Source organism: Nocardioides sp. SR21 (genome assembly GCF_022761125.1).
Taxonomy (GTDB): domain Bacteria; phylum Actinomycetota; class Actinomycetes; order Propionibacteriales; family Nocardioidaceae; genus Nocardioides.
This window is the reverse complement of record NZ_JAKWJR010000001.1, coordinates 568,355-582,879: the sequence shown is the minus strand read 5'-3', so window position 1 is coordinate 582,879 and position 14,525 is coordinate 568,355. Positions and strand designations below refer to the sequence as shown.

The following is a 14,525-nucleotide window of genomic DNA, read 5'->3' as shown; positions in this document are numbered from 1 at the left end:
AGGATCAGGGCTCTCCCCGATGGTCCGCCCGCCCTTCACCGGTCAGGCTTGTGCCATGACCACGACACCGCCAGAAGCACCACTCGGCCCACCGCCGCCGGACCCCTCGGGGGACCACGGCCCGCGGGTCGACCGCGACCAGGTCCGTGACCTGGGCCGTCTCCGTCGCTCCCGGGCCGACCGCAAGGTCGCCGGCGTCGCGGGCGGCCTCGGCCGCCACCTCGACATCGACCCGCTGGTGCTGCGCGTGGCGTTCGTGGTGCTGGTCTTCTTCGGCGGCGCCGGCCTGATCCTGTACGGCGCCTGCTGGCTGCTGGTGCCCGAGGACGGATCCGACCGCGCCCCGATCCACCTCGACGAGCGGACCCGCTCGATCGTGCTGGTCGTGGTCGGCGGTCTCGCCGCCCTGGCGATGATCGGCGACTCGTGGGGCGGCGGCTGGTTCCCGTGGCCGCTGGCCGTGGTCGCCCTGATCGCGCTGTGGCTGCTGACCCGCAACAACCCACCGAGCGGCGCGGCGCCGTCCGCACCGGCCCCGGGGGCGGAGGTCCCGCCGACCTCGTCGTACATCCCGCCGGCCTCGTCGTACATCCCGCCGACGTCGACGTACGTGCCGCCGCAGCCCTACCACACCGAGCCGGTCGCGCCGTTCCAGAGCTACGTGCGCCCGCCGAACCCGCGCAAGAAGGGCCCGATCCTGTTCTGGTTCACGCTCGCGCTGATCGCGCTCAGCGTGGGCCTGCTCGGGATCATCGACCTGGCCGGCGCGAGCATCGCCGACTCGGCGTACCCCGCGCTCGCCGTCGGGATCTCCGGCGTGATGCTGCTGCTCGGCGCGTTCTTCGGTCGCGCCGGCGGCATCATCGCCCTCGGCCTGATCGCCTCGCTCGGCCTCGCCGGTGCGACCGCGGTCGACCAGATCGACGCCAAGACCGTCACCTCGAGGCCGCTCACCGCGTTCGAGGTGCAGTCGAGCTACTCGCTGGACGTCGGCGAGCAGCGGATCGATCTGTCGGAGGTCTCCGACCTCGACAACCTCGACGGCCGCACCATCGCCGTGACCGGTGACGTCGGGCGGATCGAGATCACGCTGCCGGACGGGCTCGCCGCCCGCATCAACGCTTCGGTCGACGGCCCCGGCAACATCAACCTCTTCGGCGAGGAGGACGGCGGCGTCGACATCGACCAGCAGCGCATCGTCGGAAGCGCCGGCGAGCCCACCATCACGCTCGACGTCACGCTCGACGTCGGCCAGATCGAGGTGAAGAACCGATGAGCACGACCGCCACCGTCCCCGAGAAGCAGTCCGGACGTCACCCCGTCAACGTCGGCCACCTGGTGATGGGCATCGCGTTCCTCGCCATCGTCGGCGTGTGGGCCCTGGTCCAGGGCGACGTGGTCGACGACGACGACGTGCGCTGGCTGCTGCCCGTGCCGTGGGTGCTCGCCGGTCTCGCCGGCCTGCTGGCCATCGGCGTCTCCGGCAGCCGCCGCTGGTCGACCAAGCAGGTCGGCTGGGTCGACACCACCGAGAACCCCACTGAGAACCCCACCACCGAGAACCCCACCGCCGAGGAGGAGAAGTGAACACCCAGGTGAAGCAGCTGGTCCGGCTGCGCGAGGACCGGATGGTCGCCGGCGTCTGCTCCGGCGTCGCCCGCTACCTCGGCGTCGACCCGACCCTCGTGCGGCTGCTCGCCGTGCTGGGCATCGTCTTCAGCTTCGGTACCGCGCTGGTCGCCTACGTCGTCGCGTGGATCCTGATGCCGGAGGCGTGAGGCGGCACCATGCCGGAGGCGCGCAACCGCAGGGCCTCCAGCGTGGTGTCGGGGTGGTCGGTGATCAGGCCGTCCACCCCGGCGTCGACGTACGCCTGGGTGTCCTCGATCGACTCCACCTCGTCCCGCAGCGTCCACACGAACACCTCGAGGCCGGTGCGGTGCGCGGCGGCGACCAGGTCGGCGGAGACCAGGTCCTTCTCGAGACCGACCGCGTCGGCGTACTGCTCGACGCGCCGCAGCCCGGTGTCGGTCACCAGGTCCACCCGGCCGGTGGCACCGATCAGCTGCACCAGCGGCAGCGAGGTGCGCTCGCGCAGCGATCGCAGGAAGCCCTGCTCGAAGGCCATCACGTGGACCGGCAGGGTGTGACCGGCCAGTGCCGCGAGCAGCGGCTCGTCGACCGGAAGCCCCATCGAGGCGAAGTGCATCGCGTGCTTGATCTCCGCGCACACCCCGACCCGGCGCCCCAGCCGGCGTGACTCCTCGACCACCAGCGCGAGCACCTCGTCGAGCGTCGGGACGTCGTAGCGCCGGTCGTACCGGGTGTTCAGTGGTCGCAGCTCGGGCCGCCGCTCGACCGCCCGCAGCGTCTTGAGCTCGGCCAGCGTGAAGTCCTCGCTGAACCAGCCGGTCGCCTCCCGGCCGTCCACCAGCCTGGTCGTCAGCCGGCCCGCGAACTCGCTCCGCTCCGCGACGTCGGTCGACCGGCTCAGCTCGTGCTCGTGCCGCGCGACGAGCACACCGTCCCGGGTGGTGACGAGGTCGAGCTCGACGTGGTCCGCGCCGAGCGCGATCGCCAGCCGGTACGACGCGAGCGTGTGCTCGGGCCGGTAGCCGGAGGCTCCGCGATGGGCGATCACCAGTGGGTGCTCGGACATGGCGCCAGCACAGCCCGGCCGGATGTCGGTACGGCAGAACCGACGTGAACCGCCGGTGACGCACGCCAGAATGGCTGGCATGACGCCACCTCACCTCGGGCCGACCCTGGGTCGCCTCGAGACCGTGCCCGCCCTGGAGCGACCCGACCTGCTGGCCGGTCCGGTCGCCGCGGCCCTGCGCGGCTGGGCGCTCGCGGACCGGGTCGGCGTCGTGGAGATCGATCCCGCGATCGCCGACACCGCGGCGATGTCGGAGGCCTACGACCTGCCGATGACCACCGGCGCGAACTGCGTGGTGGTCGCCGGGCGGCGCGACGGCGAGGAGCGGGTCGCGGCCTGCCTGGTCCGCGCCGACACCCGCGCCGACGTGAACAACCTGGTCAAGCGCACCCTCGACGTGCGCAAGGCGTCGTTCCTCGCGATGGACCGCGCCGTCGAGGAGTCCGCCATGGAGTACGGCGGGATCACGCCGATCGGGCTGCCCGACGGCTGGCGGCTGCTGGTGGATCCCCGGGTGCTCGACATCGAGGTCGCGGTCATCGGCTCCGGCGTACGCCGCTCGAAGCTGCTGATCCCCGGCGCGCTGGCCGCGGACCTGCCCGGCGCCGAGGTGGTCGAGGGGCTGGCCGGCTGATGCGCGCACTCGCCCTGGGGATCGCGTCGGTCCTGCTGCTGGTCGGTTGCAGCAGCGACGACGCCGTACCCGCCGCGAGCGCACCCGAGCCGTCGTCCTCCATCAGCACGCTGACGCCGATCCCGCTGCCGCCTCCCCCGCCGCCGACCGGCCGGCTGCTCGCCGACATGCGCCAGTCGTCGCGGGACGCCGCCGCCGGACGGATGCAGGTGTGGATCGACAACGACACCGCCGACGAGATCACCCCGACCCGGATCACCTACGACGACCCGCGCTTCCGCACCAGGCTCGAGGTGACCCGGATGCGCCCGATCCCGTCGCAGTCCGAGCGCGGCTTCCAGATCCCGCTGCCCCGCCGGCCCGCGTGCGACCACCCGCAGGGCACCGGCACCATCACGGTGACGTACGGCGACGTCACCAGGCGGGTGCGCGTCGAGGACTCGACCGACGTGGCCGGCCGCTTCGCCACCGCCCGGTGCCTCGAGGCCGCGATCGCCCAGGTCGCGACGCTGTCGTGGGACGACGACGTACCGGCGAGCGGCGAGGAGGGCGAGCCGGGCACGCTGACGCTGGTGGTCAGCCCGACCGGGAGGCCAGGTCCGGCGCTGACCATCGACACCGTCTCCGGCACGCCGGTGCTCGCGCCGGTCGGCACCGACGTGTGGCGTCCGGACGCGACGATCCGGGGCACCGACCCGGCGACCCGGATCGACCTCCCGATCAAGCCGAACCGGTGCGACGACCACGCGTTCATGGAGTCCGGCGGCGCCACGGCGTTCGCGATCAACCTGACCCTCGACGGCGAGCCGGGGACGATCGTGCTGCGGATGAGCACCCCGGGCGCGGCCAACGCCCTGCGCTTCGCCAAGACCTACTGCGGCGACCTGTCGACGGTGTCGGGCGGAGGGTGACCGCCGTCACCGCGAAAACGATTCGCTTCCGAAGTACCGCGATCCGTAGCGTGGCCGGGTGCACCAGCTCCCCCACGAACACCCCGGCGACCCGGACCACCGGTCGCCCGGGAAGTTCCTGTGGTGGATGGCGCGCCGCCAGTGGCGGACGCTGGTCGGCGGGATGTTCTTCGGCATCCTCTGGATGAGCGCGCAGGCCGTGATCCCCGCGGTCATCGGCCACGCGATCGACGACGGCATCGCCGCGAAGGACACCGGCGAGCTGGTGAAGTGGGCGATGGTCCTGCTCGCGATCGGCCTGGTGCAGGCGGCCAGCGGCATCATGCGGCACCGGTTCGCGGTCACCAACTGGCTGATCGCGGCGTACCGCACCGTCCAGCTCGTCACCCGCCAGACCGTCCGTCTCGGCGGCACCCTGCCGCGCAAGGTCTCGACCGGCGAGGTCGTCGCCATCGGCACCAACGACCTGTCCCACCTCGGCCAGCTGATGGACGTCTCCGCCCGGTTCTCCGGCGCGATCGTCTCGTTCTTCCTGGTCTCGGTGATCCTGCTCCAGACCTCGGTCACCCTCGGCCTGGTCGTGCTGATCGGCGTCCCCCTCATGATGCTCGGCGTCGCCCCGCTGCTCGGCCCGCTGCAGCGCCGCGCCGCCCACCAGCGGCACCTGATGGGCCACCTGTCGAACACCGCGAGCGACATCGTCGGCGGGCTGCGGGTGCTGCGCGGCATCGGCGGCGAGCAGGTCTTCCACGACCGCTACCGCCAGGAGTCGCAGACCACCCGGACCGCCGGCGTCCAGGTCGCCAAGCTGCAGTCGATGCTCGACGCCCTGCAGGTCTTCCTACCCGGGCTGTTCGTCGTGGTCGTCGTCTGGATCGGCGCGCGGTACGCCGTCCAGGGCTCGATCACGCCGGGCGAGCTGGTGGCGTTCTACGGCTACTCCGCGTTCCTGATGATCCCGTTGCGGACCGCGACCGAGTACGCCAACAAGGTCATCCGCGCCCGGGTTGCCGCCGTCCGCGTGGTCCGGGTGCTCGCCCTCGACCCCGAGGTCGACGAGCCCGCCACCCTCGCCGAGTCCCCCGCGGCCGGCGCCGAGCTCCACGACCGGCGCAGCGGCCTGGTCGTTCGCTCCGGCGCGCTCACCGCGATCGTCAGCGAGCAGCCCGACGACTCGGCGGCGCTGGCCGACCGGCTCGGCATGACGGCCAGCCCGGTCGACGACGAGGTCACGCTCGGCGGCGTACCGCTCACGTCGCTGTCGCCGGTGGAGGTGCGCCGGCGGATCCTGGTGTCCGACACCGGGGCGATCTTCTTCTCCGGGCGACTGGGCGACCGGCTGAACGTCACCGGCCTGGGTGACGTCGAGCGCGCGCTCGCCACCGCGTCGGCCGGCGACATCCTCGAGGCGCTGCCCGAGGGCCTCGACTCACTCGTCGCCGAGCGTGGGCGGAGCTTCTCCGGCGGGCAGCGGCAGCGGCTGGTGCTCGCCCGAGCGCTGTCGGCGGACCCGGAGATCCTGGTGCTGGTCGAGCCGACCTCGGCCGTCGACGCCCACACCGAGGCGCGGATCGCCTCCCGCCTCGGCGAGCACCGCGCCGGGCGCACGACGGTCGTGACGTCGAGCAGCCCGCTGATGCTGGACGCCGCCGACGTGGTCGCGTTCCTGGTCGACGGCAGGATCGCCGCGACCGGCACGCACGCCGAGCTGCTCGACTCGAGCCCGGAGTACCGCCGGGTCGTCACGCGCGAGAACGAGCCGGAGCTGGCCGTGAGCGAGGTCGCCTCGTGAGTGCCACCCACCTGCCCGTCGCCGACACCCGCGCGGTGCGCAAGTACGCCGTCACGCTGGCCCGCCGGCACCCGAAGATGCTGTGGGGCGCGGTCTCGCTGCACGTCGCGGCCGCCCTCGCCGCGCTGGCCGCGCCGCGGCTGATCGGCGACCTGGTGCAGGCCGTCGAGACCGGTACGACCGTCGGCCACGTCGACCGGATCATCGCGCTGCTCGCGGGCTTCCTGCTGGTGCAGACCGTGCTGACCCGCTACGCCCGCTACCTCAGCCAGGTGCTGGGCGAGCAGGTGCTGGCCGAGCTGCGCGAGGACTTCGTCGGCAACACGCTCGCGCTGCCGGTCGGGGTCGTGGAGTCCGCCGGGTCCGGCGACCTGCTCACGCGCACCAGCCGCGACGTCGACCAGCTCGGCTGGTCGGTGCGGATGGCGCTGCCCGAGTGGACGATCGCGGTCATCACGGCGATCGTCACGTTCATCGCGGCGATGTCCGTCGGCTGGTGGGTCGCGATCCCCTGCCTGCTCGGCGTTCCGCCCCTGGTGATCGGCCTGCGGTGGTACCTCAAGCGCGCCAAGGACGGCTACCTGCGCGAGAGCGCGACGTACTCCCAGATCAACGCGACCCTCACCGAGACCGTCGAGGGCGCGCGCACCGTCGAGTCGCTCGGCCTCGGCGACGAGCGGATCCGCGTCATGGACGACGACATCGCGAAGTCCTACAAGGCCGAGCGCTACACGCTGTTCCTGCGCACGGTGTTCTTCCCGAACATGGAGATCGCCTACCTGATCCCGACCGTCGCCACGCTGCTGTTCGGCGGGTACCTCTACACCCAGGGCGAGGTCTCGCTCGGCGCGGTCACGACCGCGACGCTGTACGTGCAGATGCTGATCGACCCGGTCGACCGGATCGTCTCCATCCTCGACGAGCTCCAGCTCGGCGCCGCGTCGCTCGCGCGACTCCTCGGCGTCGCGCAGGTGCCCGACGACCGCGAGGTCACCGGCCGCGAGCCGGTCGGCGAGAAGCTCGACGCCGAGGACGTGCGGTTCTCGTACGTCGAGGGGCGCGACGTCCTGCACGGCGTCGACCTGTCGCTCGGCGTCGGCGAGCGGATCGCGATGGTCGGCCCGTCCGGCGCCGGCAAGTCCACGCTCGGCCGGCTGCTCGCGGGCATCCACCCGCCGCGCACCGGCTCGGTCACCGTCGGCGGCGTCGGCCTGACCGAGCTGCCGCTCGACGACCTGCGCGGCCACGTCGCGCTGGTCACCCAGGAGCACCACGTCTTCGTCGGCACGGTGCGCGAGAACCTCGTGCTCGCGCGCCCTGGCGCTGATGACGACGCCGTACGCGACGCCCTCGACGCGGTCGACGCCCTCGACTGGGTCGACGTGCTGCCCGAGGGGCTCGACACCGTGGTCGGCTCCGGCGGCCGCGCCGTCACCGCACCCCAGGCCCAGCAGATCGCGCTCGCCCGCCTCGTGCTCGCCGACCCCCACACGCTGGTGCTCGACGAGGCGACGTCGCTGATCGACCCGCGCGCCGCCCGCCACCTCGAGCGCTCGCTGGCCGCGGTGCTGGAGGGCCGGACCGTGATCGCCATCGCGCACCGGCTGTTCTCCGCCCACGACGCCGACCGCGTCGCGGTCGTCGAGGACGGCCGGATCTCCGAGCTCGGCTCGCACGACGAGCTGGTCGCCGCCGACGGCTCCTACGCCGCCCTCTGGGACAGCTGGCACGGGCGCGGCTGAAGCTGGCGTCGTCGCCGGTCGTCGCTGGTCGTCGCTGGTGACCGTTCGTCGCTGCTTCACCATGTGATGCAGGCGAACCTGCACTTCTCATGGCGTGCAGGCCATGAGAAGTGCGGGTTCGCCCACTGAACATGGTGAACCGACACCGGCACCGGCACCGCACCGACACCGAGGCGAACCTCACTGCCCGTTGACCCGAGCCCGACCGTGACAGTTATGCTGTCACAATGAAGCTGTCGATGCCGCTGATGTACGACGGGAACCCGCGCCAGGCCGCGGACCAGATCATCGATCTGGAGAAGGCCGGGCTCGACCTGGTGTGGGTCGCCGAGGCCTACGGGTTCGACTCCCCCACGCTGATGGGGTACCTCGCCGCCAAGACCGAGACGATCGAGATCGGCGCGGGCATCCTCAACGTCTTCTCGCGCACGCCCGGCGCGCTGCTGCAGACCGCGGCCGGCCTGGACAACGTGTCCGGTGGGCGCGCGGTCATCGGCCTCGGCGCATCCGGCCCGCAGGTGATCGAGGGCTTCCACGGGCTGCCGTACGACAAGCCGCTGGGCCGCACCCGCGAGGTCATCGAGATCATCCGGATGGGCCTGCGCCGCGAGCCGCTGGTCCACGACGGCATCGTCACGCTGCCGCTCCCGGCCGACCAGGGCCTCGGCCTCGGCAAGCCGCTGAAGATCCTCACCCGCCCGGAGCGCTCCAGCGTCCCGCTGTGGGTCGCCTCGCTCGGCGACAAGAACGTCGCGATGACCGCCGAGGTCGCCGACGGCTGGCTGCCGCACCTGTTCTACCCGGAGAAGGCGCAGTCCGTCTGGGGCGACGCGCTCGCCAAGGGCGCCGCGAAGCGCTCGGCCGACCTCGGCCCGCTGGAGATCAGCGCCGGCGGCATGGTCGCGATCGGCGAGGGCCCGGAGACCAAGGCGCTGCTGGACTTCGTGCGCCCGATGTACGCGCTGTACGTCGGCGGCATGGGCGCGCGCGGCAAGAACTTCTACAACGACCTCGCCTGCCAGTACGGCTACGAGGCGGAGGCCAAGGAGATCCAGGACCTCTACCTCGACGGCAAGAAGGACGAGGCCGCCGCGAAGGTTCCGACCGAGTGGCTCGAGGCGGGCAACCTGGTCGGCCCCGAGTCGTACGTCAAGGAGCGCCTGGCCGCCTTCAAGGAGGCCGGCGTCACCACGCTGTCCGTCGTACCCGCGTCCGACAACCCGGCCGCGACCATCTCTCAGATCAAGGAGTGGGTGTCCTGATGCCTCCCGAGAATGCCACCAAGCGTCCCAGCATCTACGAGCAGGAGCACGAGGACTTCCGCACCAGCGTGCGGGCCTTCATGGAGAAGGAGGTCGTCCCGCACCACGACCAGTGGGAGAAGGACGGCCAGGTCAGCCGCGAGGTCTGGCTCAAGGCCGGCGAGGCGGGCCTGCTGTGCTTCGACGTCGAGGAGGAGTACGGCGGCGCCGGGGTCAGCGACTTCCGCTACAACACGATCGTGGCCGAGGAGCTGGCGCGCATCGGCGCGAGCGGCCCGGGCTTCCCCGTGCACAGCGACATCATCGTCCCCTACATCTCCCAGCTCGCGACGCCGGAGCAGAAGCAGCGCTGGCTCCCGGGACTCGTGACCGGTGAGCTGATCTCCGCGATCGCGATGACCGAGCCGGGCGCCGGCAGCGACCTCCAGGGCATCCGTACGTCGGCCGTCGACAAGGGCGACCACTACGTGCTCAACGGCTCCAAGACGTTCATCAGCAACGGCATCATGTCCGACCTGGTGATCGTGGTCTGCCGCACCGACCCCGACGCGGGGCACAAGGGCATCAGCCTGCTCGTCGTCGAGCGCGGCATGAAGGGCTTCGAGCGCGGCCGCAACCTCGAGAAGGTCGGCATGAAGGCCCAGGACACCGCCGAGCTGTTCTTCGACAACGTCGAGGTGCCCAAGGAGAACCTGCTCGGCGAGGAGGGCTCCGGCTTCATCTCGCTGATGATGAACCTCGGCCAGGAGCGCATCTCGATCGCCGCGATGGCGGTCGCCGCCATCGAGCAGGTCCTCGACCTGTCGCTCGCCTACGCCAAGGAGCGCACCGCGTTCGGCAAGCCGATCGGCGCCTTCCAGCACAACCGGTTCGTGCTCGCGGAGATGGCCACGCACGCCCACGTCGCGCGGGTCTTCATCAACGACTGCATCCTCAAGCTCAACGCCGGCGAGGTCGACCCCTCGCTCGCCGCGATGGCGAAGTGGTGGACGACCGAGCTGCAGAAGCAGGTCACCGACGCGGGCGTCCAGCTCCACGGCGGGTACGGCTACATGCTGGAGTACCCGATCGCGAAGGCGTTCATGGACGGGCGGATCCAGACGATCTACGGCGGCACGACCGAGATCCAGAAGGAGATCATCGGTCGCAGCCTCGGCGTCTAGGGCAGTCTGCGGGTGTAGCGCACGGAGCGGTCCCCAGCCGGCTTGCGCGGCTGGGGGATCCGCTGCTGTTCCGCCTCGGGAGCGGAGTCGTCCTTCGCCTGCCTGCGCGGGCGGGACGTCCACTCGACGGCAGCCAAGCAGAGGAACATGAAGCCCAGCAGGTAGACCCAGATCATGCTCGGCGAACGACGGTCCGAACTGCGAAGTTACGCTGGCACTGAGCGCCGGGATCGGCGAGGCTGTGACCCATGACACAGGTCGAGGCCCACATCGCAGCCGAACGTGCCCGCATCCAGGCGGTCGTCGAGGGACGCACCCTCGTCGACGCCCTGACCGACACCGTGGCGCGGTACGCCGATGAACCGGCGTACTCCGACAAGCTGCAGGTACCCGACGGCGAGTCCTGGCGCACGCTCAGCTGGCGCGAGACCCACGAGCAGGCGCTCGACCTGGCGGCCGCGCTGATCGAGCTCGGCGTCGCCAAGGGCGACACGGTCGCGATCATGGCGACCAACCGGATCGAGCACTACCTCGCCGACATCGGCGCGGTGCACGCCGCGGCCACCCCGATGTCGATCTACAACACGCTGTCGCCCGAGCAGGTCGCGTTCGTCGCCGGCCACGCCCGGCCGGCCGTGGTGATCCTCGAGACCGACGACCACCGGGCCCGCTGGGCCCGCGCGCTGGAGGAGATCGACAGCGTGAAGAAGGTCGTGATGATCGACGAGGACTGGGCCGGCCTGCTCGCCGCGGGCGCGGCGTACCGCGAGGCGAACCCGGGCGTCGTCGAGGCGCGCGCCGCCGAGCTCTCCCCCGACGACCCGGCCACGATCCTGTACACGTCGGGCACGACGGGGAACCCGAAGGGCGTCGTGCTCACCCATCACAACGTGCTCTACGAGGCCATCTCCACGCAGGAGAAGGCCGGGCTGATGGACCCGCAGCGGTCGGTGAGCTACCTGCCGCTCGCGCACATCGCCGAGCGGGTGCTCGGCCTCTACGGCCCGCAGATCACCGGCAGCCACATGTACGCGATCGGCGACCCGGCACAGCTGCTCGGCGCGCTCGGCGAGGTGCACCCGACGGCCTTCTTCGGCGTCCCGCGCGTGTGGGAGAAGATCAAGACCGGCATCTCCGCGAAGCTCGCGGCCGACCCCGACCCCGCCAACCGCAAGCTGGTCGAGGACTCGATGGCGGCCGGCCTGGCCTGGGTCGAGGCGCAGGAGGTCGGCGGCACGATGACGCCGGAGATCGAGGAGGCCTACCAGGCCGCCGACGCCGCGATCCTCGGGTTCCTCAAGCTGCTGCTCGGGCTCGACCAGGTCACCTGGGCCGGCTCCGCCGCAGCGCCGATGCCACTCGACGTCGCGAAGTTCATGGCCGGGCTCGGCCTCAAGGTGTACGACGTCTACGGCATGACCGAGACGTGTGGCGCGGTCACCGCCAACGGGCCGGCGGCGTTCAAGCTCGGCACGGTCGGCCAGGCCAACCCCGGCATGGAGGTCAAGCTCGGCGAGGACGGCGAGATCCTGGTGCGCGGCCCGGTGAACACCCCCGGCTACCACCGCCAGGAGGACGCCACCCGGCTCCTCGTCGACGACGACGGCTGGGTGCACACCGGCGACATCGGCACCCTCGACGACGACGGCTTCTTCGCGGTCGTCGACCGCAAGAAGGAGCTGATCATCACCTCGGCCGGCAAGAACATCGCGCCGTCCAACATCGAGAACTACCTCAAGGAGTCGCCGCTCATCGGCCACGCGATGGCGATCGGCGACAGCCGGCCGTACGTCGTCGCCGTGCTCACCCTCGACGGCGAGATCGCGCCGCTCGCCGCCCAGCAGATGGGCATCGAGTTCACCGACCTCGCCGACCTGGCTCGCAAGCCGGAGATCCTCGCGGCGGTCCAGCAGGCCGTCGACTCGGCCAACGAGCGACTGTCACGGCCCGAGCAGGTCAAGGCGTTCGAGCTGCTGCCGGTCGAGTGGACCGCGGAGTCCGACGAGCTGACGCCGACGCTCAAGCTCAAGCGCCGCGTCGTGAACTCGAAGTACGCCGACGTGGTGGACCGCCTGTACGGATAGTCCCGATAGGGTCACCGCGTGCTGCGGTCACCCTGGGAGCGGGTCACCGCCCTCGCGGTACTGGCCGGTGCCGTCTGGCTGCCCTTCGCCGGACGGTCGTTGAGCCCCGACGAGGGCGGGCTGCTGATGCTGGGCAGCCAGTGGTCGAACGGGTCGTCGCTGTACGGCGACTACTTCGTCGACCGTCCGCCGCTGCTGATCGCCCTGTTCTCCCTGGCGGACGTGCTCGGCGGTACGCCGTGGTCGCTCCGGATGATCGGTGTCGTCGCGGTCGTCACGACCGTGCTGCTCGCCGGCGCCGTGGGCCGCGCGGCGTCGGTGTCGCCGGTGCTGCCCGCGCTGACCGCGGCCGTGCTGGTCGCGACCCCCCTCTTCGGCGGGACGGTCGTCAACGGCGAGCTGCTCGGGCTGCCGTTCCTCGTCGGCGGCAGCGCCGCGGTGCTGATGGCCGCGCGCTCCGACGACTGGCTGCGCTGGGCGCTGCTCGCCGGCGTTCTCGGCGCGTGCGGGGCGCTGGTCAAGCAGAGCCTGCTCGACGTCTTCGTGCTGGCCGCCGTGCTGCTGCTGATGCGCCGGCGGTGGGGCGCGCTCGGCGTCGTCGCCGGCGCGGCGCTCGCCACGTTCGCGGTCGCCGTGCTGCTCGCGGCGTGGCGCGGCACCGGTCCGATCGACCTCTGGGACGCCGTGGTGGTGTTCCGGAGCGACGCCGCGTCGGTGATCGCGGCGTCGGCGACCGGATCGACCACCGCGCGACTCGGCGGGCTGCTGGTCGCTCTGCTCGCGTCCGGGGCGCCGCTGCTGGTCGTCGCGCTCGCCCGCCGGCTCCGCGGCTCGTCCCTGCTCTGGCCGGCGCTGGCCGTCCTCGCGTGGGAGACGCTGGTCGTCCTCGCGGGCGGCAGCTACTGGCTGCACTACCTGATGGGCCTGGTGCCCGGCCTGGTGCTGCTCACCGCGGCCGCGCCCGGCACCGACCGTCTGCTGCGAGCGGCGTACGCCGTCTGCGCGGCCTCGACGGCAGCCGCGCTGTGCTGGGTCCTGGTCCAGCCGATCGACCGCCCCGAGGAGCCCGCGATCGCGTGGCTGGATGCGCACGTGGAGCCGGGCGACACCGGCATGGTCGCGTTCGGCGGCGCGAACATCCTGCGCGCGACCGGTCTGTCCTCCCCCTACCCCGACCTCTGGAGCCTGCCGGTGCGTGTGCACGACCCCGAGCTGAATCGCCTCACCTCGTTGCTCTCCTCCTCCGACCGGCCGACCTGGCTGGTCGTCGCCGGGAGGTCGCTCGGCACCTGGGGCGTGGACGCTGCCGCGGCCGACCGGGTCATGGACGAGCACTACTCGGCGGCGGCCACCGCCGGCGAGTGGACGATCTACCGGAGCGACGAGCGGTGAGCCGCCGCACCCGAGCCATGGCGGCGTACGCCGTGGCCCTGCTGGCGTGGAGCTGGTTCATCGGGATCCCCAACGACCCGGCCGGCGTGATCCTCTGGATCTGGGTCGCGACCCTGGCGTGGAACGGCCTCCAGGACCCGTGGGAGTTCTGGAAGGACTGGTGGAAGCCGCTGCTGCTGCTGGTCGTCTACTGGCTGGTGCGCGGGCTCGCGGACGAGATCGGGATCGCGCCGCACTACTCGATGCCGATCCGCGTCGACGAGTGGTTCTTCGGCGGTACGACGCCGACGGTGCGGCTGCAGGAGGCCTGGTGCGGCGACCCGTGCACGCGCGACCTGCCGCCACGGTGGTGGGACGCGCTGATGACGACCGTCTACGCCTCGCACTTCCTGGTGGCGCTGACGCTCGCCGGCGTCCTGTGGCTGCGCGACAAGCTCGAGTGGGCGCGCTGGCTGCGGCGCTACATCACGCTGCTGTTCTGCGGCCTCGCGATCTACATCGTCTACCCGATGGCGCCGCCCTGGATGGCTGCCCGCGACGGCTACCTCGACCCGGTCGCCCGGATCACCCGGCGCGGCTGGGAGGACATCGACCTCCACCGCCAGACGATGCTGATGTTCGGGATGGGCAACAAGGTCGCGGCGATGCCGTCACTGCACGCGGGCATCGCGTTCCTCGTCGCGTTCTGGTTCATCACCCGGCTCCGCTCCCCGTGGCGCTGGCTGCTGCTGCTCTACCCACTCGCCATGTCGTTGGCCCTCACCTACTTCGCCGAGCACTACGTCATCGACGCCGTCGCCGGCGCACTCGTGGCGCTGCTGGTGATGATCGGCGTCGGTCGCTGGGAGCGTCGCCGCGCCGCATGATGGACCCTCCGCAATAGTGG

General features: G+C 71.7%; 14 protein-coding genes. 12 read left to right on the top strand and 2 right to left on the bottom strand.

Going from position 1 to position 14,525, the window contains the following annotated elements; translation table 11 throughout:
- Positions 1-55 precede the first annotated feature (55 nt).
- The 3 genes from MJ604_RS02920 to MJ604_RS02910 are packed head-to-tail and all read left to right on the top strand — an operon-like array spanning position 56 to position 1,778.
- Positions 56-1,276 carry a PspC domain-containing protein gene (locus tag MJ604_RS02920; protein ID WP_243056779.1) on the top strand — a complete coding sequence of 407 codons (1,221 nt, stop codon included), beginning with the start codon at positions 56-58 and terminating at the stop codon, positions 1,274-1,276.
- Positions 1,273-1,587: a hypothetical protein gene (locus MJ604_RS02915; RefSeq protein ID WP_243056778.1), complete on the top strand. Its 315-nt coding sequence runs from the start codon at positions 1,273-1,275 to the stop codon at positions 1,585-1,587. The genes MJ604_RS02920 and MJ604_RS02915 overlap by 4 nt, the downstream gene beginning before the upstream one ends.
- A complete protein-coding gene (locus MJ604_RS02910) occupies positions 1,584-1,778 on the top strand; it encodes a PspC domain-containing protein (protein ID WP_243056777.1) in 195 nt (64 codons plus the stop codon). The genes MJ604_RS02915 and MJ604_RS02910 overlap by 4 nt, the downstream gene beginning before the upstream one ends.
- Here MJ604_RS02910 and MJ604_RS02905 read toward each other — a convergent pair.
- A complete protein-coding gene (locus tag MJ604_RS02905) occupies positions 1,742-2,659 on the bottom strand; it encodes a glycerophosphodiester phosphodiesterase family protein (RefSeq protein ID WP_243056776.1) in 918 nt (305 codons plus the stop codon). The genes MJ604_RS02910 and MJ604_RS02905 overlap by 37 nt on opposite strands.
- Before the next feature lie 79 nt (positions 2,660-2,738).
- Here MJ604_RS02905 and MJ604_RS02900 point away from each other — a divergent pair, with 79 nt between their 5' ends.
- The 6 genes from MJ604_RS02900 (at position 2,739) to MJ604_RS02875 (ending at position 10,163) form a co-directional block, all read left to right on the top strand.
- Positions 2,739-3,293, top strand: coding sequence for a YbaK/EbsC family protein (locus tag MJ604_RS02900; protein ID WP_243056775.1), 555 nt, complete (start codon positions 2,739-2,741; stop codon positions 3,291-3,293).
- Entirely contained in the window at positions 3,293-4,204 is a 912-nt protein-coding gene (locus MJ604_RS02895) for a hypothetical protein (RefSeq protein WP_243056774.1), read from the top strand. The genes MJ604_RS02900 and MJ604_RS02895 overlap by 1 nt, the downstream gene beginning before the upstream one ends.
- Before the next feature lie 58 nt (positions 4,205-4,262).
- Complete coding sequence (locus MJ604_RS02890) at positions 4,263-5,996, top strand: ABC transporter ATP-binding protein (RefSeq protein ID WP_243056773.1); 1,734 nt, start codon at positions 4,263-4,265, stop codon at positions 5,994-5,996.
- Positions 5,993-7,738: an ABC transporter ATP-binding protein gene (locus tag MJ604_RS02885; RefSeq protein WP_243056772.1), complete on the top strand. Its 1,746-nt coding sequence runs from the start codon at positions 5,993-5,995 to the stop codon at positions 7,736-7,738. The genes MJ604_RS02890 and MJ604_RS02885 overlap by 4 nt, the downstream gene beginning before the upstream one ends.
- A 227-nt stretch (positions 7,739-7,965) precedes the next feature.
- Complete coding sequence (locus tag MJ604_RS02880) at positions 7,966-9,000, top strand: LLM class F420-dependent oxidoreductase (protein WP_243056771.1); 1,035 nt, start codon at positions 7,966-7,968, stop codon at positions 8,998-9,000.
- Positions 9,000-10,163 carry an acyl-CoA dehydrogenase family protein gene (locus MJ604_RS02875; RefSeq protein WP_243056770.1) on the top strand — a complete coding sequence of 388 codons (1,164 nt, stop codon included), beginning with the start codon at positions 9,000-9,002 and terminating at the stop codon, positions 10,161-10,163. The genes MJ604_RS02880 and MJ604_RS02875 overlap by 1 nt, the downstream gene beginning before the upstream one ends.
- On the opposite strand, the gene MJ604_RS02870 is transcribed toward MJ604_RS02875, so the two are convergent.
- Entirely contained in the window at positions 10,160-10,339 is a 180-nt protein-coding gene (locus MJ604_RS02870) for a hypothetical protein (RefSeq protein ID WP_243056769.1), read from the bottom strand. The two genes, MJ604_RS02875 and MJ604_RS02870, sit on opposite strands and share 4 nt — an antisense overlap.
- A 72-nt stretch (positions 10,340-10,411) precedes the next feature.
- On the opposite strand from MJ604_RS02870, the gene MJ604_RS02865 reads away from it, so the two are divergent.
- The 3 genes from MJ604_RS02865 to MJ604_RS02855 are packed head-to-tail and all read left to right on the top strand — an operon-like array spanning position 10,412 to position 14,505.
- A complete protein-coding gene (locus MJ604_RS02865) occupies positions 10,412-12,247 on the top strand; it encodes a long-chain fatty acid--CoA ligase (protein ID WP_243056768.1) in 1,836 nt (611 codons plus the stop codon).
- 18 nt (positions 12,248-12,265) lie between these two features.
- Positions 12,266-13,639 (top strand): hypothetical protein, encoded by a 1,374-nt coding sequence (locus MJ604_RS02860; RefSeq protein WP_243056767.1) that lies wholly within the window; start codon positions 12,266-12,268, stop codon positions 13,637-13,639.
- Positions 13,636-14,505, top strand: coding sequence for a phosphatase PAP2 family protein (locus MJ604_RS02855; RefSeq protein WP_243056766.1), 870 nt, complete (start codon positions 13,636-13,638; stop codon positions 14,503-14,505). The genes MJ604_RS02860 and MJ604_RS02855 overlap by 4 nt, the downstream gene beginning before the upstream one ends.
- The last annotated feature ends 20 nt before the right edge of the window (positions 14,506-14,525 follow it).

Coding starts and splice junctions, on each gene's coding strand:
- MJ604_RS02895 (WP_243056774.1), top strand. CDS start 3,293: ATGCGCGCACTCGCCCTGGGGATCGCGTCGGTCCTGCTGCTGGTCGGT.
- MJ604_RS02905 (WP_243056776.1), bottom strand. CDS start 2,659: ATGTCCGAGCACCCACTGGTGATCGCCCATCGCGGAGCCTCCGGCTAC.
- MJ604_RS02920 (WP_243056779.1), top strand. CDS start 56: ATGACCACGACACCGCCAGAAGCACCACTCGGCCCACCGCCGCCGGAC.
- MJ604_RS02915 (WP_243056778.1), top strand. CDS start 1,273: ATGAGCACGACCGCCACCGTCCCCGAGAAGCAGTCCGGACGTCACCCC.
- MJ604_RS02865 (WP_243056768.1), top strand. CDS start 10,412: ATGACACAGGTCGAGGCCCACATCGCAGCCGAACGTGCCCGCATCCAG.
- MJ604_RS02900 (WP_243056775.1), top strand. CDS start 2,739: ATGACGCCACCTCACCTCGGGCCGACCCTGGGTCGCCTCGAGACCGTG.
- MJ604_RS02880 (WP_243056771.1), top strand. CDS start 7,966: ATGAAGCTGTCGATGCCGCTGATGTACGACGGGAACCCGCGCCAGGCC.
- MJ604_RS02870 (WP_243056769.1), bottom strand. CDS start 10,339: ATGATCTGGGTCTACCTGCTGGGCTTCATGTTCCTCTGCTTGGCTGCC.
- MJ604_RS02875 (WP_243056770.1), top strand. CDS start 9,000: ATGCCTCCCGAGAATGCCACCAAGCGTCCCAGCATCTACGAGCAGGAG.